This window comes from Streptomyces sp. NBC_00009, from assembly GCF_045040855.1.
Classification (GTDB): Bacteria; Actinomycetota; Actinomycetes; order Streptomycetales; family Streptomycetaceae; genus Streptomyces; species Streptomyces aureus.
Genome location: NZ_CP108312.1, coordinates 2,369,248 through 2,389,125, shown reverse-complemented (window position 1 = coordinate 2,389,125; position 19,878 = coordinate 2,369,248). Strand labels below are relative to the sequence as shown.

Below are 19,878 nucleotides of genomic sequence, written 5' to 3'. Positions count from 1 at the left end.
CTCGGACTCGGCCCCGAGGAGGACGCCGTCTACCGGCTCCTGGTGGACCGGCCCCTGGAAGGCGCAGGTGGCGCCGACCGCGGACGTGCTGGCCGGCGCCGCCACGTATGGCCGGGTCTCCTGCTCCTCCGGTACGCAGCCGGCCCCGTCCCTCGGTGATGGCCGGGGGATCGCGTGGCTGGACACGAGCGCCGCGGCGACCGATGTCGTGAGCCGGAAGACGCTCGCGGGCACCTGCGAGTAGCCCGGCCCGACCGTCATCGCGGCGGCGTCCACCGGACGTCCCACCGGACGTCCCACCGGACGTCCCACCGGACGTCCCACCGGACGTCCCACCGGACGTCCCACCGGACGTCCCACCGGACGTCCTGGTGGGCGCCCCCTATTTCCTACCGCGCCGCCACCGCCCGGTTCACGGCCGCCAGGACCGCCTGGACCGACGCCGCCAGCGGCGAGGGGTCACGGCCCGCGCCCCACGCCGTCACGCCGTCGACCCGGCACTGCGCGTACGCCGTCGCCTCCTCGCCGTGCGCGTCCTCGGTGAAGTCCACGATGTCGACGCCGACCCCGGCCGCCGCGAGCGCGTCCACGAACGCGGAGAGCGTTCCGCCGCCCCGCCCCTCGAAGTCGCCCGTGCGGTCGCCCACTTGGAGGGTGCACACGAACCGGTGCGCCTGCCCGTCGCCGTCCGTGGACCACGCCGTCAGGGACACGTGCCCGGCGCCGCGCCCCGGCTCCAGGTAGGTCGAGCGGAACAGTTCGTACAGGTCCTTCGGGGTCGCCTCGTGCCCGCTGTCGTCCGTGGCCTCCTGGACCACACGCGCGTACTCGGGCCGCATGCGCGCCGGCAGGTCGACGCCGTGGTGCGCGGCGAGCAGATGCGCCATCCCGCCCTTGCCCGACTGCGAGTTGACGCGGATCACGGCCTCGTAGCTGCGGCCCACGTCGGCCGGGTCGATGGGCAGGTACGGCACGTCCCAGCGGGCCTCCTGTGCCGGGACCCCGGCCGCGGCGGCGGACGCTGCGTGATGCGCGAGGCCCTTGCTGATCGCGTCCTGGTGCGTCCCGGAGAACGCCGTGTAGACGAGGTCGCCGCCGTAGGGGTGGCGGGGGTGGACGGGCAGCCGGTTGCAGTGCTCGACCACCTCCCGTACGGCGTCGATGTCGGAGAAGTCGAGCATGGGGTCGAGGCCCTGCGCGTACAGGTTCATGGCCAGGGTGACCAGGTCGACATTGCCGGTGCGCTCGCCGTTGCCGAAGAGGCAGCCCTCGACGCGCTGGGCGCCCGCGAGGACCGCGAGTTCGGCGCAGGCGACGCCCGTGCCGCGGTCGTTGTGCGGATGCACGGAAAGGATCACCGCGTCGCGGCGGGACAGGTTCTTGTGCATGTACTCGATCTGGTCGGCGTACACGTTCGGCGTCGCGATCTCGACCGTCGCCGGGAGGTTGTGCGTGACCGGCCGGTCGGGGCTCGCGTCCCACAGCTCGGTCAGGCCGTCGCAGATCTCCAGGACGAAGTCCGGCTCGGTGACGTTGAAGGTCTCCGGGGCGAACTGGAAGCGGATGTGCGCGCCGGGCCGGGCGTCCGCGAGGCGCGCCATGTGCGCGGCGGCGTCCCGCACGGTCTCCCACACCTGCCCGCGGTCGCGGCCGAGCACGACGTCGCGCCAGACTCGGGAGGTCGGGATGTACAGGTGGACGACCGCGCGCGGCAGACCCTCGATCGAGGCGAAGGTGCGCTCGATCAGATCGCGCCGCGCGGGCGTGAAGACGACGGGCGTGACGTCGTCGGGGACGGCTCCCGACGTCACCAGGTGGCGTACGAAGTCGAAGTCGGTGCGGCTCGCCGACGGGTAGCCGACCTCGATCTCCTTGAACCCCGTGCGGACGAGCAGGTCGAAGAAGCGGCGCTTGCGGCCGGTGTCCATCGGTTCGGCGAGCGCCTGGTTGCCGTCGCGCAGGTCGACGGGGACCCACAGGGGCGCCCGCTCGATCCGGGCGCCCGGCCAGCTCCGCTCCCGCACGGGGACGTCGACGCGGTCGTGGTGCGGGCGGTAGCGGTGGTACGGCATGGGGCCCGGCTGCTGCGGGTTCCAGTCGTGGGCGGTGGTCATGGGGTGACGTGTCCTTCGGCTCGGTCGGACGACGACCGGCAGCACGGCATCCCGCGGCGGGGTGCCGGTCGTGTCAGGCCCCGCCGCGGCAGCCGAGAAGAAGAAGCTGATGCCCGCAGCTGATCACGAGCAGTAGGCTAGTCACAGCTCAGGTCCTCAGACAAGTTGTTTGGGGAAAAGGAAAGGTCCGGTCAGCAGGGGGATAAAGTCTCCGCGTTCACGCGGTGTTCAGGATGAGCAGCGGTGTTCAACAGCGGTGTTCAACAACGGTGTTCAAGAAGAGCAGGTGATTCCCGTGGCGCTCGGCGCGCTCCGTCCCAGCCCTCTGGTCGAACAGGCCGCCGAGCGGCTGCGCGAGCAGATCGCGTCGGGGCACTGGCCGGTCGGCACCAAGCTGCCCGGCGAGACGACCCTCGCCAGGGAACTCGGCGTCGGCCGCTCCACGGTCCGCGAGGCCCTGCGGGCCCTCGCCGGGGCCGGTCTGGTCCGGGCCCGGCAGGGCGCGGGCGTCTTCGTGACCGCCGACCGGCCCGTAGAGGACTGGCCCGCGCGGCTGCGCGCCGCGGCCGTCGCCGACGTCTACGAGGTCCGCGTACTCCTTGAAGTGCAGGCCGCGCGCCTCGCCGCCCGGCGCCGCACCGACGGGGACGTCACCGCGATGCGGTCCGCGCTCGCCGGGCGACGGGTGGCCGCCGCCGAGGGTGGCGCCGCGTTCGTGGACGCCGACATCGCGCTCCACGCCACCGTCGTCGCCGCCGCGCACAACCCCGTCCTCACCGACCTCTTCGCCGAGTTCGCCCCCGCCCTGCGCCAGGGCCTCGTCGACCTGCTCGCCCTCGTCGACGTGCGCGCCGCCGAGTCCGACCACGGGGACGCGGCCCACGCCGCGCTCGTGGACGCCGTCGAGGCGGGCGACGAGGACGCCGCGGAACGCGAGGCACGGCAGGAACTCGCCGTGATGCAGGGCAAGTTGGCCCGCCGTGACTAGCCTCCCGTACGTCAGGTGACCCGAATGGCCGGTAGGCCGGAATACGTCCACCAGGCCGCCGGTTGACCGCCGTATCACCCCGCACGCACATCCGGAAGGGCTCCACATGAAGATCGGCATCATCGGCGCCGGCAACATCGGCGGCAATCTCACCCGCCGTTTCACCGCGGCCGGCCACGACGTGTCCGTGGCCAACTCGCGCGGCCCCGAGACCCTGCGCGACCTCGCCGAGGAGACCGGAGCCACGCCGGTGACCGTCGCCGAGGCGGCCCGTGGCGCCGACGTCGTCGTGGTCACCGTCCCCATGAAGGCCGTCCCCGGCCTGCCCGATGACCTCCTCGACGACGCGCCGGAAGGCGTCACCGTCATCGACACCGGCAACTACTACCCGCAGCAGCGCGACGGCCGGATCGCCGCCATCGAGGAGGGCATGCCCGAGAGCCGCTGGACCGAGCTCCAGCTCGGCCACCCGGTCGTCAAGGTCTTCAACGGCACCTACGCCCACGAACTCCTCGACAAGCCGCGCCCCAAGGGCGACCCCGAGCGCATCGCCCTGCCCGTCGCCGGCGACGACGAGGCGGCCAAGACGGTCGTACGCGGCCTGCTCGACGGGATCGGCTTCGACTCCGTGGACACGGGCGGCCTCGACGAGTCCTGGCGCCAGCAGCCCGGCACCCCCGTCTACGGCCTCGCGGCGGACGCGGACACCGTCCGCAAGGCCCTCGCCGAGGCGTCCCCGGAACGCACGGCGGAGTGGCGCGCCTGAGTCACCCGGTGCGAGGGCGCGTCACGGGGTGGCCCAGTCCCGCAGCGCGCCCTTGCTCGTGAACTGGGCGACGTCCTTGTCGTGCGGACTGTCCGTGTACTGATGGAACTTCCAGGCCGCCTTGATGCGCGGCTTGCCGGCCGTCGTGTAGTCGGCGATCCAGAGCCCGTCACCGGCGTAGGACGTCGTGTCGACGTTCAGCCAGAAGTTGCGGTTCGTGTAGAGCAGCACCCGGTGATGGGGGCGCAGGCGCTTCACCTCGCGGATGAAGCGGTCCTTCTCCGCGTTGCTCGCGCGGGTGCCCTCCCCGGTCGTCTCCCAGTCCACGGCGAGCAAGTCCCCTGCCTTCTCCGGGGCCTTGCTCACGAAGTACTCGGCCTGGGCCGTGAGGTTGCCCGGCCACAGGAAGTGGTAGAAGCCGACGACGCAGCCGCCGTCGCGTGCCAGTTTCGTCTGCGCCGTGAGCCGCGGATTGACGTACGAACGCCCCTCCGTCGCCTTGATGAAGACGAACGACTGGCCTTCCGTGTCGAAGGTGGACTGGTACGAGCTGACGTCGATACCGCGCAGCATGCTGGCCTCCCGGTCGGTGGGGCGACGAGGTCGAACATCCATCGTCCCCGATCCGATCCCGTCGGGGTACCTCTTTCCGCACGTTGATCCGCTGTGCGGTGCGGCGCCGCACCAGGACGTTTCGATCGCCTCAGTCTTGGAACACGCTTTACACGGCTTCGTGCAACTGCCGGAGCCGTGTCGCTGTCTGACAGGGAGTTGGGCCCGATGGGGGGCATGGGGTGACTCGGAGAGTGGGGCAGGTCGTGGGACGGCGCAAGGGCGGAATAGGGATCGCGCTCGTGACGGTCGCGGTGCTGGTGGGTGCGAGCGCCTGCGGCGGCGGCAGTGGCGACAAGAAAACGGGCGGGGACGACGGGAAGGCGGCGGGGAAGCCGGGCACGAGCGCCTCGCCCACACCGGCGAAGCCCAAGGGTCCGCCGATGCTCCTGGAGACGATCACTCCGCTGAACGACGCCAAGGTCGGTGTGGCGATGCCGATTTCGGTGGTCTTCACCAACCCGGTGGCCGCCAAGGCGCGCGCCTCCGTCGAGAAGCACATGAAGGTCAGCACCTCGCAGCCGGTGGCCGGTGCCTGGCACTGGTTCGGCGACAAGCGCGCGGACTGGCGCCCGAAGACGTACTGGCCCTCCGGTACGAAGGTGAAGATCGACGCCGACATGAAGGGCGTCAGCAACGGCAACGGCCGCTACGGCGTGCACGGTTACACGCACACCTTCACGGTCGGCGACGACGTCCGGGCCGACGTCTCCGTCACCGGTCACACCATGAAGGTCACCAAGAACGGCCAGGCCGTGCGCACGCTGTCGATCAACGCCGGCAGCGCCGAGTATCCGACCTGGAACGGCACGATGGCCGTCATCGACAAGCAGGAGAAGGTCCACATGACCTCCTGCAGCGTCGGCATCAGCTGCAACAAGGGCAGCGCCAACTACTACGACCTGACGCTGCCCTGGGACGTCCACCTCACCCAGTCCGGCACGTACGTCCACTACTCGACCGGTGACCCGAACCCGGGCAGCGGCTCCGCCCGTGGCTCGCACGGCTGCGTCCACCTGTCGCTGGCCGACGCCAAGTGGTTCTACGGCCAGGTCAAGCAGGGCGACCCCGTCACGATCACGGGCTCGCCGCGCGCCAAGGCTCCGGCCGACAACGGCTACGCGGCCTTCAACCTGAGCTGGGACCAGTGGCTCGCGGGGAGCGGGGCGGGGGAGGGCACGACGGCGACCCTGTGACCGCCGTCGCCCTCAACACCTGCTGATCCTCAACACCTGCTGATCCTCAACACCTGCTGATCCTCAGCACTCGATGATGTTCACCGCGAGCCCGCCGCGGGCCGTCTCCTTGTACTTGACGGACATGTCGGCGCCGGTCTCCTTCATGGTCTTGATGACCTTGTCGAGGGAGACGTGGTGGCGGCCGTCGCCGCGCAGCGCCATACGGGCCGCGGTGACGGCCTTCGCGGCGGCCATGCCGTTGCGCTCGATGCAGGGGATCTGGACGAGGCCGCCGACGGGGTCGCAGGTCAGACCGAGGTTGTGCTCCATACCGATCTCGGCGGCGTTCTCGACCTGCTCGGGGGTGCCGCCGAGGACCTCGGCGAGGGCGCCCGCGGCCATCGAGCAGGCGGAGCCGACCTCGCCCTGGCAGCCGACCTCGGCGCCGGAGATGGAGGCGTTCTCCTTGAAGAGCATGCCGATGGCGCCCGCGGAGAGCATGAAGCGGACGACGCCTTCCTCATCGGCGCCGGGCACGAAGTTGATGTAGTAGTGCAGGACCGCGGGGATGATGCCCGCGGCGCCGTTGGTGGGCGCGGTCACGACGCGGCCGCCCGCGGCGTTCTCCTCGTTGACGGCCATCGCGTAGAGGGTGATCCACTCCATGGCGCGGGCCGTCGGGTCGCCTTCGGCGCGCAGCTGGCGGGCCGAGTTGGCGGCGCGGCGGCGGACCTTGAGGCCGCCGGGCAGGATGCCCTCGCGGGACATGCCGCGCGAGACGCAGGCCTGCATGACGCGCCAGATGTCGAGGAGGCCGGAGCGGATCTCGTCCTCGGTGCGCCAGGCCTTCTCGTTCTCCAGCATCAGCGCGGAGATGGACAGGCCGGTGTCCTCGGCGAGGCGGAGCAGCTCGTCGCCGGTGCGGAAGGGGTACTTGAGGACCGTGTCTTCGGGCACGATCGGGTTGTCGCCGGCCACGGCATCCTCGTCGACGACGAAGCCGCCGCCCACCGAGTAGTACGTCTTCTCCAGGACGAGCGCGCCCTCGTGGTCGTAGGCGAAGATCGTCATGCCGTTGGCGTGGTACGGCAGTGCCTTGCGGCGGTGCAGGATCAGATCGTCGTCGAAGCTGAACGGGATCTCGTGGACGCCGAGCAGGCTGATCTTCCCGGAGGCCTTGATCGCCTCGACGCGGTCGTCGGCCTTCTCCACGTCGACGGTGCGGGGGGAGTCGCCCTCCAGACCCAGCAGGACCGCCTTGGGGGTGCCGTGGCCGTGTCCGGTGGCGCCGAGGGAGCCGTAGAGCTCCGCCCGTATCGAGGCGGTGTGGGCGAGCAGGCCCTCGTTCTTCAGGCGGCGGGCGAACATGCGGGCTGCCCGCATCGGGCCGACCGTGTGGGAGCTGGACGGGCCGATGCCGATCGAGAACAGGTCGAAGACCGAGATGGCCACGGGGAACTCCTAGGTGGGGTTTCGGCGGACGCCGTTGTCCGCCGGGTGGTGCGCAGGGCGATACGGAGGGCGGTGCATGGGGCGGGGCACCGCTCTCACTGTCCAGTGTGCGCGGTGCCCCGAAATTTCATACGCACAAATGCGTACGAAACTACTTCAGGCCGGGGTACAGGGGGTACTTGTCGGCGAGAGCGGTGACGCGGGCCTTGAGGGACGCCGCGTCAGTACCCCCGAAGGGAGCGGGCGCCTTGAGGGCCTCGGCGATGATGTCGGCGACCTCGGTGAAGTCCTCGGCCTGGAAGCCGCGGGTGGCCAGGGCCGGGGTGCCGATCCGCAGGCCGGAGGTGACCATCGGCGGGCGCGGGTCGTTCGGGACCGCGTTGCGGTTGACGGTGATGCCGACCTCGTGGAGACGGTCCTCGGCCTGCTGGCCGTCGAGCTCGGACTCGCGCAGGTCGACCAGGACCAGGTGGACATCCGTGCCGCCGGACAGCACGTTCACGCCCGCGGCGCGCGCGTCGTCCGAGGTCAGACGGGCGGCGAGGATCTGGGCGCCCTCGATGGTGCGCTGCTGGCGCTCCTTGAAGTCCTCGCTCGCGGCGACCTTGAAGGAGACGGCCTTGGCCGCGATCACGTGCTCCAGGGGGCCGCCCTGGAAGCCCGGGAAGACGGACGAGTTCAGCTTCTTCGCGAAGTCCTTCTTGGCCAGGATGATGCCGCCGCGCGGGCCGCCCAGGGTCTTGTGGGTGGTGGAGGTGACCACGTCCGCGTACGGCACCGGGTTGGGGTGCAGGCCGGCGGCGACCAGGCCGGCGAAGTGGGCCATGTCGACCCACAGGAAGGCCTCGACCTCGTCCGCGATGCGGCGGAACTCGGCGAAGTCCAGCTGGCGCGGGTAGGCGGACCAGCCGGCGATGATGACCTTGGGGCGGTGCTCCTTGGCGAGGCGCTCGACCTCGGCCATGTCGACCAGGCCGGACTCGTCGACGTGGTAGGCCACGACGTCGAACTGCTTGCCGGAGAAGTTCAGGCGCATGCCGTGGGTGAGGTGGCCGCCGTGGGCGAGGTCCAGGCCCAGGATCGTGTCGCCGGGCTTGGCGAGCGCGAAGAGGGCGGCCTGGTTGGCGGAGGCGCCGGAGTGCGGCTGCACGTTGGCGTACTCGGCGCCGAACAGGTCCTTGACCCGGTCGATGGCGATCTGCTCGGTGACGTCGACGTGCTCGCAGCCGCCGTAGTAGCGCCGGCCGGGGTATCCCTCGGCGTACTTGTTGGTCAGGACCGAGCCCTGCGCCTCCATGACGGCGACCGGAGCGAAGTTCTCCGACGCGATCATCTCGAGGGTGGACTGCTGACGGTGCAGCTCGGCGTCGACCGCGGCGGCGACGTCCGGGTCGAGCTCGTGCAGGGGGGTGTTCATGAGCGACATGGTCGTGGTGTCCCTAGTTGCCGGAGCCGGAGAACGCGTCGTACTCGTCCGCGGAGAGCAGGTCCTTCGGCTCTTCCGAGATGCGGACCTTGAACAGCCAGCCGCCCTCGAACGGGGCGGAGTTCACCAGCGCCGGGTCGTCCACGACGTCCTGGTTCGCCTCGACGACCTCGCCGGTGACCGGGGAGTACAGGTCGCTGACGGACTTGGTCGACTCGAGTTCGCCGCAGGTCTCGCCCGCGGTCACCGTGTCACCGACCTCGGGGAGCTGGGCGTAGACGACATCGCCGAGCGCGTTGGCCGCGAACTCGGTGATGCCGACCGTCGAGACGCCGTCCTCGGCGCCCGACAGCCACTCGTGCTCCTTGCTGTAGCGCAGCTGCTGGGGGTTGCTCATGATCTGAATTCTCCTGTACGCGAATGGGTGCTGCGGAACGAGAGGGGTGTGCGCTGGGTTACTTCCGGCGGCCCCCGTGAGGACTGGTCGGGCTACTTCTGGCGCTTGTAGAACGGCAGCGCCACGACCTCGTACGGCTCGTGGGCGCCGCGGATGTCCACGCCGACGCCCTCGGTGCCGGGGGCGGCGTGCGCCGCGTCGACGTAGGCGATGGCGATCGGCTTGCCGAGCGTGGGGGAGGGGGCGCCGGAGGTGACCTCGCCGATCACCTGGCCGCCGGCGACCACGGACATCCCGGCGCGCGGCACGCGGCGGCCCTCGGCGATCAGGCCGACGAGCTTGCGCGGCGGGGCGGTCTCGGCGCGCTCGGCGGAGGCCTGCAGCGCCGTGCGCCCGACGAAGTCGCCGGTCTTCTCGAACTTCACGACCCGGCCGAGACCGGCGTCGAACGGCGTCAGCGCCGTGGTCAGCTCGTGCCCGTACAGCGGCATACCCGCCTCCAGGCGGAGCGTGTCGCGGCAGGAGAGGCCGGCGGGGACGAGCCCGACCGGCGCGCCCGCGTCGGTCAGCGCCTGCCACAGCTTCTCGGCGTGCTCCGGGGCGACGAACAGCTCGAAGCCGTCCTCGCCGGTGTAGCCGGTGCGGGCGATGAGGGCCGGGACGCCGGCGACGGTGCCGGGCAGGCCCGCGTAGTACTTGAGGCCGTCCAGGTCGGCGTCCGTGACGGACTTCAGGATGCCGGGGGACTCGGGGCCCTGCACGGCGATGAGCGCGTAGGCGTCGCGGTCGTCGCGGACCTCGGCGTCGAAACCAGCGGCGCGCTCGGTGATGGCGTCGAGGACGATCTGGGCGTTGCCGGCGTTGGCGACGACCATGTATTGAGGAAGACCGGCCTCGGTCTCGCCCAGGCGGTAGACGATCAGGTCGTCGACGATCCCGCCGTCCTCCTGGCAGATCATGGTGTAGCGGGCGCGGCCGGGGCCGATCGTGGACATGTTGCCGACGAGGGCGTGGTCGAGGAGGTCGACGGCCTGCGGCCCGGTGACGGTGATCTCGCCCATGTGCGACAGGTCGAAGAGGCCCGCCTTGGTGCGGACCGCGATGTGCTCGTCGCGCTCGCTGCCGTACCGCAGCGGCATGTCCCAGCCCGCGAAGTCGGTCATCGTCGCGCCCAGCGAGCGGTGCAGTGCGTCGAGGGCGGTCTTACGGGGGGTGTTGCTCATGAGTGGTGCTCCAGGATCCCAGGCATGACAGACGAGGGCGATGGTCTTCCTCCCCATCTGTCATCGGAACCTGAGAGGTTCGCCGGCGCCACACGTACTGGTGGTCGCGGCTTGCACCTTGGGTGGAGCGGCCGAGGGCCGCCCGCTTTTCAGATATGCCTCGCCCGCGCGGTACGGGGCCTGAGAGATTCAAGGGAGGAACTTGCTCCTTCGGCGCCCCCGGGGACGCGTAGGCGTCCGGGGAGCTCTCCCGCGCGGATTCAAGCGGCCGGTATGCAGTTGGTTGTGCTCTTGGCGGGCACATCATTGCATGCCGACCGTACGGGGGAACCACTTGTACGGCATTACCGTCTCTTTACACTTGGCGGGCAAGGGTGGCGTGACCGGAACGGGGAGGACGATCACGGTGCACAAGGCAGCGGCGGGTGCGTACGCGGCGGCAGGGGTCGGACAGCGTGCGATGCCCCGCCCGGGGTCGGTGACGGGGCGCGGTCCGGTCGTCAGGGATCTGCGCGGCAGAGGCGGCCGCACGCCGAGGCGCCTCGGCTTCGCGCGGGGTGACCTGATCGTGGTCTCGGGGCTCCCGGGCAGCGGCAAGTCCACGCTGATGCGCCGCGTGGTCGGCGCCGGGGGAGCCGTGCGCATCGACTCGCAGGACGCCCGTGACCGCTGGGCGGCCCGACTGCCCCGGCTCCTCCCGTACGCCGTGTACCGCCCGCTCGTGCGGCTCGCGCACTTCGCCGGGCTGCGGCGGGCCCTGCGCTCGGGAGGCAGCGTCGTCCTGCACGACTGCGGCACCCAGGCTTGGGTGCGGCGCTGGCTGGCCAGGGAGGCCGGGCGGCGCGGCGCGGACCTGCATCTGATGCTGCTCGACGTCGACGCGGACACGGCGCTCGCGGGCCAGCGGGACCGCGGCCGCGGGGTCTCGCGCTACGCGTTCGCCCGGCACCGCCGCGCGGTCGCGGGTCTCGTGGAGTCGGCCGAGCGCGGTGACCTGCCGTGGGGCTGCGCGTCCGCGGTGCTGCTCGACCGGGACGCGACGGATGTGCTGAACGGGATCGCGTTCGAGGGCGGTTGACGTAATGCCGCGACCGCCTGTGAGTGTGTGGATGCAGAGGGTGTCGTGTCATTCGCACGCGCTAGGGTTCGGCCGCAGACAGAGCGGTTCCAGAGCGGGTGGTAGGCACATGGACATTCCGGCGCAGGCTCATGCACATCCGTACGGCGGGTGGCCGGCCAACGAGCTGGAGGAGGTGCTCGCCGCCTCCCTCGGGGTCGACTCGGCGGGCGGCCGGATCGTCGAGGTCCTCGGACGCAGTCAGGTGTGGATACCGCTGCCCCAGGGCGGCGGACCCGGCAGCCCGAACCTCGACCTGCCGACGCTGGAGATCGAGGGCCAGGCCTATGTGCCCGTCTTCAGCTCGGAGGAGCAGTTCCTCGCGGTCGCCGGCGACCGGATGGGCTGCACGGTCGCGCCGGCCGTCGAGTTCGCGCGCGGGCTGCCCCCGCAGGTCGGCATCGCGGTGAACCCGGACGGCGCCGTCGGCGTCCCGCTGCCCCCGCCCGCCGTCGCCGAGCTGTGCAGGTCCGGCCGTACGCCGCTGGACGGGCCGGCCTCGGGCGGCCGGGTCAGCCTCTACGAGCCCGACTGGCAGAACGACCCGGTCGACTTCCTGGCCGCCGTGCGCGAGGAGTTCGAGGCGTCCGGCGTCGTCCTCACCGCCCGCCGCTGCCTCGCCAGCGTCGAGGGCGGCGACCCTCTCCTCTTCGTCGGCGTCGAGCTGTCGCAGTGGGAGGGCCCCGCGCGCAACCTGCCCATGGACGCCCTGGGCCGCGCTCTGGGCCGGGTCCCGGCGCCCTGGCCGGTGAACCTCGTCCTGCTCGACATCACCCAGGACCCGGTCGGTGACTGGATGCGCGCCACGCTGCGGCCGTTCTACACGCAGGGTCACTGAAAGCCCGGCGCCGGTCCCCGTTCGGGAGAACACGGGAAAGCGGTCGACCGCGCGTACGTCAAGTCGGTGTCAGGATCGCCGCTTAAGCTGGTTTCATGACCTGTCTGGGCGGTCCCGCCGCGGGGAGCGGGTCGAAATCGTCGGGTACGTCACGAAGGGGCGGTTACGGGTGAGTGCGTCGGGCACGGCCGCGGCCGGTCAGGTCGAGCACATGCTGCGCCAGGTGACGCCGGGGCGTTACGACGCCTACGAGGCGCTGCTCAACGCGCTCGCGGACCCCGGCGCCGGCCAGGTGTGGATGCTGCTCTGGCACGGCCAGGCCGGATCCCCCGACGCGCAGTACGGGAACATGGAGGTCGAAGGCTTCTCGTACGCCCCCTGCGTCACCTCGGCCCAGGAGCTGTCCGCCTCCGGCTGGAGCCGCGCGTACGAGGTCGTCGGCGGGGTCGACGCGGCCCGCACGCTCTACCCCGACCACTACGGCCTTTGGCTCAACCCGCACGCGCCCGGCGGCGGCGTCGGCATCCCGTGGCTCGACCTGCGCCGGATCGCGGGCGGCCTCGACCGCCAGCCCGCCGGGCCCCTGCGGCTGAGCGACCCCGCCATCGAAATCCCCCAGTTCTACGCCCTGCTGACGCAGAACGCGCACCGCACCACCGCGATCCGCTCGCTGCGCCGCGCCTGGGTCCAGCCGACGCTCGGCGCGCCCTATCTGGCGATCGGCCTCGAGGTGTACGACACGTCGCCGGTGTCCGTGGACGCGGTGCGCGCGATGATGCAGCAGTCGGTCGTCGCCGTGCCCGACGGACTGCCCGTCTCCACGGTCGCGATGTCCGACGAGCACGACCCCGTCGCCATGTGGCTGCGCGCCAACGCCCGCCCGTTCTACGACCGCGAGGCCCACGCGGCCCCGCCCGCGTCCGCCCCCGTCGCGGGGTACGGGTACCCGCCGCCGCACGGGACGTACTGAACTGTTCGGTCTTCAAGTGACATTACGGAACGCTTGGTTGAACGTAAATGAACCGCCCCTCCGCAGTTCACGTGAAGACCAGGTGAGAGCGCTTACGTAATGCCCTGACCAGGTTTCGAGCGCACGCGTGGAGACTCGCAACTCGCGATCATCACTGTATAGTCACATCGATTCGGTGGCCGACGGGGGCGGATGGGACGCCCGTGTCCGGTCCACTCCTTAGGGGGGAGCCGTCGTGACAGCAGAAACAACAGCGAGTTACCGAATTCTCGGCCCACTCGAAGTCATCGGCGGCGATCTGCGGGAATGCCGCATCGCGCGCGGCAGGCAGCAGGTGATCCTGGGCATGCTGCTCCTGGAGGCCAACCGTGTCGTGAGCGCGGAGAGCCTGATCACGGCCGTGTGGGGCGATTTTCCGCCATCCACGGCGCGCACCCAGATACAGGCCTGCATCTCTTCGCTGCGCAGCGCCCTCGGGGAAATCGGTGAAGGCGACGCGATCGTGACCAGGGATCCCGGATATGTGATCCAGGTAGGCGATCAGCAGATCGACAGTCAAGTTTTCGCTAAGAAAGTCTCCGAGGCCAACTCCCTGATTGCCGAAGGGGCCCCGGGCGCCGCCGAATTGCTCGACGAAGCGCTCGGCCTGTGGCGCGGACGCGCCCTGAGCGGAGTTGTCAGCAGCAAATTGCTGTCGAAGGCGTCGGAGCTCGACGAAAACCGGCTGGTCGCCCTGGAGACGTACACGGACCTCGAGTTGGCGTCGGGACGGGCGGGCCGGCTGGTCGGCTCGCTGCGCGCGCTCGTCGCCGAGCACCCGCTGCGCGAACGCGTGCGCGGCCAGCTGATGCTGGCCCTCTACCGCTCCGGCCGGCAGGCGGAGGCACTGGAGACGTACCGCGCCGGACGGCTCCTCGCGATCGAGGAGCTCGGCCTCGAACCGAGCGACGAACTCAAGCGGCTGGAACTCGCCGTCCTGTCGGGCGAGGCAGCGCTGCACCCCGCCCCCGAGCCCGTCACCGCGCCGCGGGAGGCGGAGCCCGGGGCCGCCCCCGGACCGGAGCGCGTCGCCGACCCCGGGGCGCCGGTGTCCGTCTCGCCGCTCGTGCCGTTCCAACTGCCGTCCGACACCGCCGGGTTCACCGGCCGGGCCGCCCTGATCGAGGGGATCGACCGGGCCCTGCGCGACGACGGCAACCAGGCCACCCGCATCGTGACGCTGACCGGGCCGCCGGGCGCGGGCAAGAGCACCCTCGCCGTCCACATCGCCCACCGTGTCGCCGCCCGCTTCCCGCACGGCCAGCTGTACTGCGACGTCGGCGGCACCCGCGCCCAGCCCCTGACCCCCGCCGCCGTACTCGGCCGGTTCCTGCGCGCTCTCGGGGTGCCCGGCGCCGCACTGCCGGACGACGTGGACGAGCGCGCGGAAATGTTCCGGCACCTGCTCGCCGACCGGCGGGTCCTCGTCGTCCTTGACAACGTTCGCAGCGAACGCCAGCTGCGCATGCTGCTGCCCGGCAGCGCCAGTTGCGCCGTACTGATCACGGGAGGCCCGCGGATCACCGGGCTCGCCGGGGCCCGCGCGTTCAACGTCGACGTGTTCGAGAACGCCGAGGTCCTCGAAATGCTCGAAGGGGTCATCGGGGCGCAGCGCGTACGCGACGAGGCGGCCGCGGCGGAGACCCTCGGGCACATGGTCGGGCGGCTGCCGCTGGCGCTGCGGATCGTCGCCGCGCGCCTCGCCGCCCGCCCGCACTGGTCCCTCGCCTGGATGGTGGAGCGCCTCTCCGACCAGCACCGCACCCTGGACGAACTGGCGCACGGCGACCTGGCGATCAGGACCAGCCTCGCCCTGATGTACAACGGGCTCGACGAGGAGGCGCGCCGTCTGCTGCGGCTCCTCAGCCTCCTCGACGGCACGTCGATCCCGGCCTGGACGGCCGCCGCCCTGCTCGACACGGGCCTGCCCCGCGCCGCCGACCTGCTGGAGCTCCTCGTCGACGCGCAGATCCTGCACGTCGAGGGGACCGACCCGACGGGGTCGCCCCGCTACAAACTCAACGGGCTCATACGCCTGTTCGCCCGCGAGGAGCTGGACCGGAACGAGGGGCCCGAGGGACAGCGCGCGGCGGTCGCCCGCGTCGTCGGCGGCTGGCTGGCCGCGGTGGAGGAGGCCCATCGCCGCATCTACGGCGGCCACTTCACGGTCCTGCACGGCACGGCGCCGCGCCTGCGGTTCCCCGCCGGGTACTTCGACCGCGTGCTCGCCGATCCGCTCGGCTGGCTGGAGTCCGAGCGCGCCAACGCGTGTGCGGCGATCCGGCTCGCGGCCGACGCCGGTGAGGCCGAGGCCTGCTGGGACCTGGCCGTCAGCCTCGTCTCGCTCTTCGAGGCCCGCTGCTACTTCGAGGACTGGGAGCAGACCCATCTGTGGGCCCTCGACTGCGTGCGCGAGGCGGGGGCGCGGCGCGGGTACGGCGCCCTCATGTGCTCGCTGGGCTCCCTGCACATCAGCCGCTCGCAGCTGACCGCGGCCGGACAGCGGCTCGGCGTGGCCCGCGACGTCTTCGCCGAACTCGGCGACGTGCACGGGCAGGCCATGACCCGGCGCAACCTCGCCCTGCTCGACCAGCGGCGGGGCAACAACGAGGCGGCCCTCGCGCAGTACCGGCCCGCACTCGAGGAGTTCCGCTCGGCCGGTGACTCGGTCGGCGCCGCGAGCGTCCTCGTACACATGGCGAGCATGGAGATCGACCGCGACAACTTCGACGCCGCGGGCGCCCATCTCTCCGAGGCCCTGACGATCTGCCGTGCCACCGGAAGTCAGCGGGTGGAGGTGCAGGTCCGCTACGTACTCAGCGTGCTGCGCCAGCGCCAGGGCCGCTACACGGAGGCCGAGGAGATCCTCACGGGCATCCTGCGCCAGGTCCGCGAGCGCCGGGACATGGCGGGGGAGTCGCGCATCCTGCACCGTCTCGGACTGGTCAACGCCCGGCTCGGCCGCACCGGGGTCGCCCAGGGCCGGCTGCGTGAGGCCATCGCGATCCGCGAGCGGATCATGGACCGGGTCGGCGCGGCCGAAGCGCGCCTGGAACTCGCTCAGTTGGAGGTCGCCATCGAGGACCGGATGCTCCTCGGCGACCACGGCGGTGTCGTCTGCCGCACTGGTGGACCGGCCGGTCCGACGAACACCGCCGGCCCGGGCCGGCCCTGGGGCGACGGTCTGCCGGACAGGCCCTGAGGCCTTCGGTGGACTAGGCGGCGCCCTCGGCCGAGTTGGAGCCCGGGCCCGGCCACGGAGTGTCGAACGGTGTGACGGTGCTGTGCGCGGCAGCGGTGATGCCGGCCTGTGGGCCGGGCCACGGAGTGTCGTCGGTGGCCGCCCCCAGGCCCAGGGTGAGGGGCAGGACGGCCGCTGCGACGAGTGCTGCCAGGGTGAACGTGGTGGTCCTACGCACGTGTTCCCGCTTTCCCTTGTGAACGGGCCCGGACCTCTGCCCGGACCCAGCCCGTGGATCGTAGGTGACCCCGCTATCACTCAGCTATCGCTTCGCCACCGGCAATGTCCCCGGCGGCGACGGCCGACCGAGTCCGCGGCAGCAGCGGACCAGTAGGGCTCATGGTGATGATGCGTGACGGCGGCCGGAGCAGCGTCGGCCGACAGATCCTCGAACTCCCCGGCGCCGACCCAGGTGCCGTCATCCGACGAGGTCCGGGCGACCCCCGGGCATGGAGGCTGGTCCGTGGACGCGCCGTACCCTTCGCACTCCCTGCCGATCGGGGCGACCTTCGCCCGGCAGGCCCGCCGGACGCCCGACAGGACCGCGGTCCGCGGTGACGACGGCGAACTGACCTACGGCGAACTGGACGACCGCTCCGACCGTCTCGCCCGGCACCTCCAGGACCTCGGGGTGGCCGTCGGCGACGTCGTCGCCCTGGACGCCGGGCGCTCCGTCGCCGCCGTCGTGGGCCTGCTCGGCATCCTCAAGGCGGGCGCCGCCTATCTCGCGCTCGAACGCCGCTATCCGCCGGAGCGGCGCCGGCTGATCCTCGAGGACGCGGGCGCCCGGTTCGTCCTCACCGCGCCCGGCGCATCAGGGGAGTTGCCTCCCGGGTGCACGGCCCTGCCGCTCGAAGCGGAGCTGCCCACGCGGGCGCCCGCCGACCCCGGCGTGACCCCCGCCGACTCCGCGTACCTCGCCTACACCTCGGGATCGACCGGCGCGCCGAAGGGCGTCTGTGTCCCGCACCGCGCCGTGTCGCGCCTCGTGCTCGGCGCCGACTTCCTCGTCACCACCGCGGACGACGTGTTCCTGCAGTACGCGCCGATGGCCTTCGACGCGTCCACCCTGGAGATCTGGGCGCCGCTCCTCAACGGCGCGCGCCTGGACCTCGCCCCCGACCGCGACCTGTCCGTCAGCGAACTCACCAAGCTGGTACGGCACTCGGGCACGACCGTGCTGTGGCTGACCGCCGGTCTCTTCCAGCAGGTCGTCGAGTCCGGCCTGGACGACCTGCGCGGGTTGCGCGTCCTCCTCGCCGGCGGGGACGTCCTGTCGCCGCCGCACGTGAACCGCGCCGTCGCCGCGCTGCCCGGCACCACACTTGTCAACGGCTACGGCCCCACCGAGAACACCACCTTCACCTGCTGCCACGTCATCACCGGGCCCGTGACGGGAGCCGTGCCGATCGGCCGGCCGATCCGCGGCACCGGCGTCCACGTGCTCGACGCGGACCTGCGCCCCGTCCCCGACGGGGAGACCGGCGAGCTCTTCGCGACGGGCGAGGGACTGGCCCACGGCTACCTCGGCAGTCCGGAGCTGACCGCCGAGCGCTTCCTGCCCGACCCGTACGCGACCCGGCCGGGCGCCCGGATGTACCGCACCGGCGACCTGGTGCGCAGGCGCCCCGACGGCGTCCTCGAGTACCACGGGCGCGCCGACCAGCAGGTGAAGATCCGCGGCTTCCGCATCGAACCCGGCGAGGTGGAGTCCGCCCTCGCGGCCCTGCCCGGTGTGGCCGAGGCGGCCGTCGTGGCCCAGCCGCAGCCGGCCGGCGGCAAGAGCCTCGTCGCGTTCGTCACGGGCCGTCCCGGCGACGAGCTCTCCACCCTCGACCTGCGCAGGCGCCTCGCCGACGTGCTGCCGGAGTACACGATCCCGTCCCGGGTCAGGATCGTCGACGCGCTGCCCCTGACGGCGAACGGGAAGGTCGACCGCGCCGCGCTCACCGCCGAGCGGTCGCCCGGCAGGCCCGAACTCGCGGCGGCGTACCGGGAACCGGCGCCCGGGACCGAGACGGCCGTCGCCCGCCTGTGGAGCGACCGCCTCGGCATCGACGGCGTCGGCGCCGACGACGACTTCTTCGAACTCGGCGGCCACTCCCTGATCGGCGTCCGCATCACCGCGGACCTCCAGCGCGAGTACGGCGTGGAGATATCCCCGGTCGCCTTCTACCTCGACCCGACCCCGGCGGGCCTCGCCGCGGCCGTCGAGAAGGCGCGGGACGCCGCGTGAGGATCACCGCCGGATGCGTTCCCGTCCCGGCCGCGGACCTCGCGAAGGCCGATCTCTTCGACCCCGGGTTCCACGCGGACGGCGACCTCCATGCCGTGTGGGCGCGCATGCGGTCCGACGCGCCGCTGCACCGCCAAGTGCTGCCCGACGGGCGCGCGTTCACCTCGGTCACCCGTTACGCGGACGCCTGTCGCGTCCTGGGCGACCACCGTGCCTTCACCTCCGAACGCGGCAGCATCCTCACCCAGCTCGGCCACGACGACACCTCCGCCGGCCAGATGCTGGTCTCCACCGACCCGCCGCGCCACGGCGAACTGCGCCGTCCCCTCAACGGGAAGCTCACCGCCCGCGCGCTCGCCGACTGGGAGGGCAGGATCCGGCAGGCCGTCACCCACTTCCTCGCCCCCGCGCGCGACGGCGGCGTCTGGGACGTGGCGCGGCGCGCCTACGACCTGCCGATGACCGTGGCCGGCGCGCTGATGGGCGTACCGGAGTCCGACTGGGACGACCTGGTGCGGTGGACCGCGATGGCGGCGGCGCCGGACGACGAGACCTTCCGCGTCGGTACCAGCGGGGCAGCGACGCTGGCCATCGCGCACCACCAGCTTTTCGAGTACTTCGCGCAGACGCTGCGCACACGTCGCTCCGAAGGGCCGGGCGAGAACCTCGTCGGCCATCTGATGACCATGGACGCCGGCGGCGCGAAGCTGAGCGACGCGGAGGTCATCTACAACTGCTACAGCCTCCTCCTGGGGGCCAACGCCACGACACCGCACACCGTCTCGGGCACGCTGCTCGCCCTCTCCGAGCACGAGGACCAGCTGCGCAAGGTCGCCGACGACGCCGCGCTGATCCCCGGCCTGGTGGAGGAGGGGCTGCGCTGGACGTCCCCCGCGAGCAGCTTCCTGCGGTACGCGGTCGAGGACACCGAACTCAGCGGGGGACGAGTGCCCGCGGGCGAGGCCGTCGCCGTGTGGATCGGCTCGGCCAACCGTGACGAGAGCGTGTTCACCGACCCGTACCGGTTCGACGTGCTGCGCGCCGACAACCGGCACATCGCCTTCGGGCACGGCCCGCACTACTGCCTGGGCGCCACGCTCGCCCGCGTCACCTTCCGGATCCTCTTCGAGGAGTTCCTCGCCGGGTTCCGGTCCGTCGAAGTGGCCGGGCCGCCGCAGCACCTGAAGTCGGTCTTCATCGCCGGGATGACCAGCCTTCCCGTCGTGACCGCGCCGCGCTGACCTCCGCCCGGCGCCCAACGGAAGCCCCCCCGAAGCACTC

At 71.8% G+C, this 19,878-nt stretch carries 17 protein-coding genes and 1 riboswitch; of the genes, 10 read left to right on the top strand and 7 right to left on the bottom strand.

The genetic code is table 11. The features are described 5' to 3' along the window. Positions 1-67: 67 nt before the first annotated feature. Positions 68-244 (top strand): hypothetical protein, encoded by a 177-nt coding sequence (locus OHA58_RS10505; protein WP_405478472.1) that lies wholly within the window; start codon positions 68-70, stop codon positions 242-244. 145 nt (positions 245-389) lie between these two features. Here the strand turns inward: OHA58_RS10505 and OHA58_RS10500 are convergent, their stop codons facing one another. Further along, a complete protein-coding gene (locus OHA58_RS10500) occupies positions 390-2,114 on the bottom strand; it encodes a 2-isopropylmalate synthase (RefSeq protein ID WP_405478471.1) in 1,725 nt (574 codons plus the stop codon). A 295-nt stretch (positions 2,115-2,409) separates the two neighbouring features. Between OHA58_RS10500 and OHA58_RS10495 the strand changes: the two genes are divergently transcribed. Together OHA58_RS10495 and OHA58_RS10490 are read left to right on the top strand one after the other, a co-directional pair. Then, positions 2,410-3,102 (top strand): FadR/GntR family transcriptional regulator, encoded by a 693-nt coding sequence (locus OHA58_RS10495; protein WP_405484887.1) that lies wholly within the window; start codon positions 2,410-2,412, stop codon positions 3,100-3,102. Positions 3,103-3,208: 106 nt separating this feature from the next. Continuing rightward, on the top strand, positions 3,209-3,868 hold the full coding sequence (locus tag OHA58_RS10490; protein ID WP_405478470.1) for an NADPH-dependent F420 reductase: 660 nt from the start codon (positions 3,209-3,211) through the stop codon (positions 3,866-3,868). A 21-nt stretch (positions 3,869-3,889) separates the two neighbouring features. Here OHA58_RS10490 and OHA58_RS10485 read toward each other — a convergent pair whose 3' ends face one another. Further along, entirely contained in the window at positions 3,890-4,441 is a 552-nt protein-coding gene (locus OHA58_RS10485; protein ID WP_405478469.1) for a glycoside hydrolase family 25 protein, read from the bottom strand. 245 nt (positions 4,442-4,686) lie between these two features. On the opposite strand from OHA58_RS10485, the gene OHA58_RS10480 reads away from it, so the two are divergent. Further along, on the top strand, positions 4,687-5,676 hold the full coding sequence (locus OHA58_RS10480; RefSeq protein ID WP_405478468.1) for an Ig-like domain-containing protein: 990 nt from the start codon (positions 4,687-4,689) through the stop codon (positions 5,674-5,676). A 63-nt stretch (positions 5,677-5,739) separates the two neighbouring features. On the opposite strand, the gene OHA58_RS10475 is transcribed toward OHA58_RS10480, so the two are convergent. The 4 genes from OHA58_RS10475 to gcvT form a co-directional block, all read right to left on the bottom strand. Then, positions 5,740-7,110, bottom strand: coding sequence for an L-serine ammonia-lyase (locus OHA58_RS10475; RefSeq protein WP_405478467.1), 1,371 nt, complete (start codon positions 7,108-7,110; stop codon positions 5,740-5,742). A 151-nt stretch (positions 7,111-7,261) separates the two neighbouring features. After that, positions 7,262-8,536: a serine hydroxymethyltransferase gene (gene glyA / locus OHA58_RS10470; protein ID WP_405478466.1), complete on the bottom strand. Its 1,275-nt coding sequence runs from the start codon at positions 8,534-8,536 to the stop codon at positions 7,262-7,264. Between the two features lie 13 nt (positions 8,537-8,549). Then, positions 8,550-8,933, bottom strand: a complete 384-nt coding sequence (gene gcvH / locus OHA58_RS10465) for a glycine cleavage system protein GcvH (RefSeq protein ID WP_405478465.1) — start codon at positions 8,931-8,933, stop codon at positions 8,550-8,552. Between the two features lie 92 nt (positions 8,934-9,025). Next, the gene (gene gcvT, locus OHA58_RS10460; protein WP_405478464.1) at positions 9,026-10,156 is read right to left on the bottom strand and encodes a glycine cleavage system aminomethyltransferase GcvT; all 1,131 of its coding nucleotides are present in this window, start codon (positions 10,154-10,156) and stop codon (positions 9,026-9,028) included. A gap of 159 nt (positions 10,157-10,315) precedes the next feature. Further along, positions 10,316-10,419, bottom strand: a riboswitch (glycine riboswitch). Positions 10,420-10,616: 197 nt separating this feature from the next. Between gcvT and OHA58_RS10455 the strand changes: the two genes are divergently transcribed. From OHA58_RS10455 to OHA58_RS10440, 4 genes are all read left to right on the top strand, one after another. After that, entirely contained in the window at positions 10,617-11,234 is a 618-nt protein-coding gene (locus tag OHA58_RS10455; RefSeq protein WP_405484885.1) for an AAA family ATPase, read from the top strand. Between the two features lie 109 nt (positions 11,235-11,343). After that, the gene (locus tag OHA58_RS10450; RefSeq protein ID WP_405478463.1) at positions 11,344-12,111 is read left to right on the top strand and encodes an enhanced serine sensitivity protein SseB; all 768 of its coding nucleotides are present in this window, start codon (positions 11,344-11,346) and stop codon (positions 12,109-12,111) included. Between the two features lie 169 nt (positions 12,112-12,280). Continuing rightward, positions 12,281-13,081 carry an enhanced serine sensitivity protein SseB C-terminal domain-containing protein gene (locus tag OHA58_RS10445; protein ID WP_405478462.1) on the top strand — a complete coding sequence of 267 codons (801 nt, stop codon included), beginning with the start codon at positions 12,281-12,283 and terminating at the stop codon, positions 13,079-13,081. Positions 13,082-13,316: 235 nt separating this feature from the next. Next, positions 13,317-16,322, top strand: coding sequence for an AfsR/SARP family transcriptional regulator (locus OHA58_RS10440; protein WP_405478461.1), 3,006 nt, complete (start codon positions 13,317-13,319; stop codon positions 16,320-16,322). A 13-nt stretch (positions 16,323-16,335) separates the two neighbouring features. Here the strand turns inward: OHA58_RS10440 and OHA58_RS10435 are convergent, their stop codons facing one another. Then, positions 16,336-16,539: a hypothetical protein gene (locus OHA58_RS10435; RefSeq protein ID WP_405478460.1), complete on the bottom strand. Its 204-nt coding sequence runs from the start codon at positions 16,537-16,539 to the stop codon at positions 16,336-16,338. A gap of 285 nt (positions 16,540-16,824) precedes the next feature. Between OHA58_RS10435 and OHA58_RS10430 the strand changes: the two genes are divergently transcribed. Both OHA58_RS10430 and OHA58_RS10425 read left to right on the top strand, forming a co-directional pair. Next, positions 16,825-18,597, top strand: coding sequence for an amino acid adenylation domain-containing protein (locus OHA58_RS10430; RefSeq protein WP_405478459.1), 1,773 nt, complete (start codon positions 16,825-16,827; stop codon positions 18,595-18,597). Further along, complete coding sequence (locus OHA58_RS10425; protein ID WP_405478458.1) at positions 18,594-19,838, top strand: cytochrome P450; 1,245 nt, start codon at positions 18,594-18,596, stop codon at positions 19,836-19,838. The genes OHA58_RS10430 and OHA58_RS10425 overlap by 4 nt, the downstream gene beginning before the upstream one ends. Positions 19,839-19,878 lie beyond the last annotated feature (40 nt).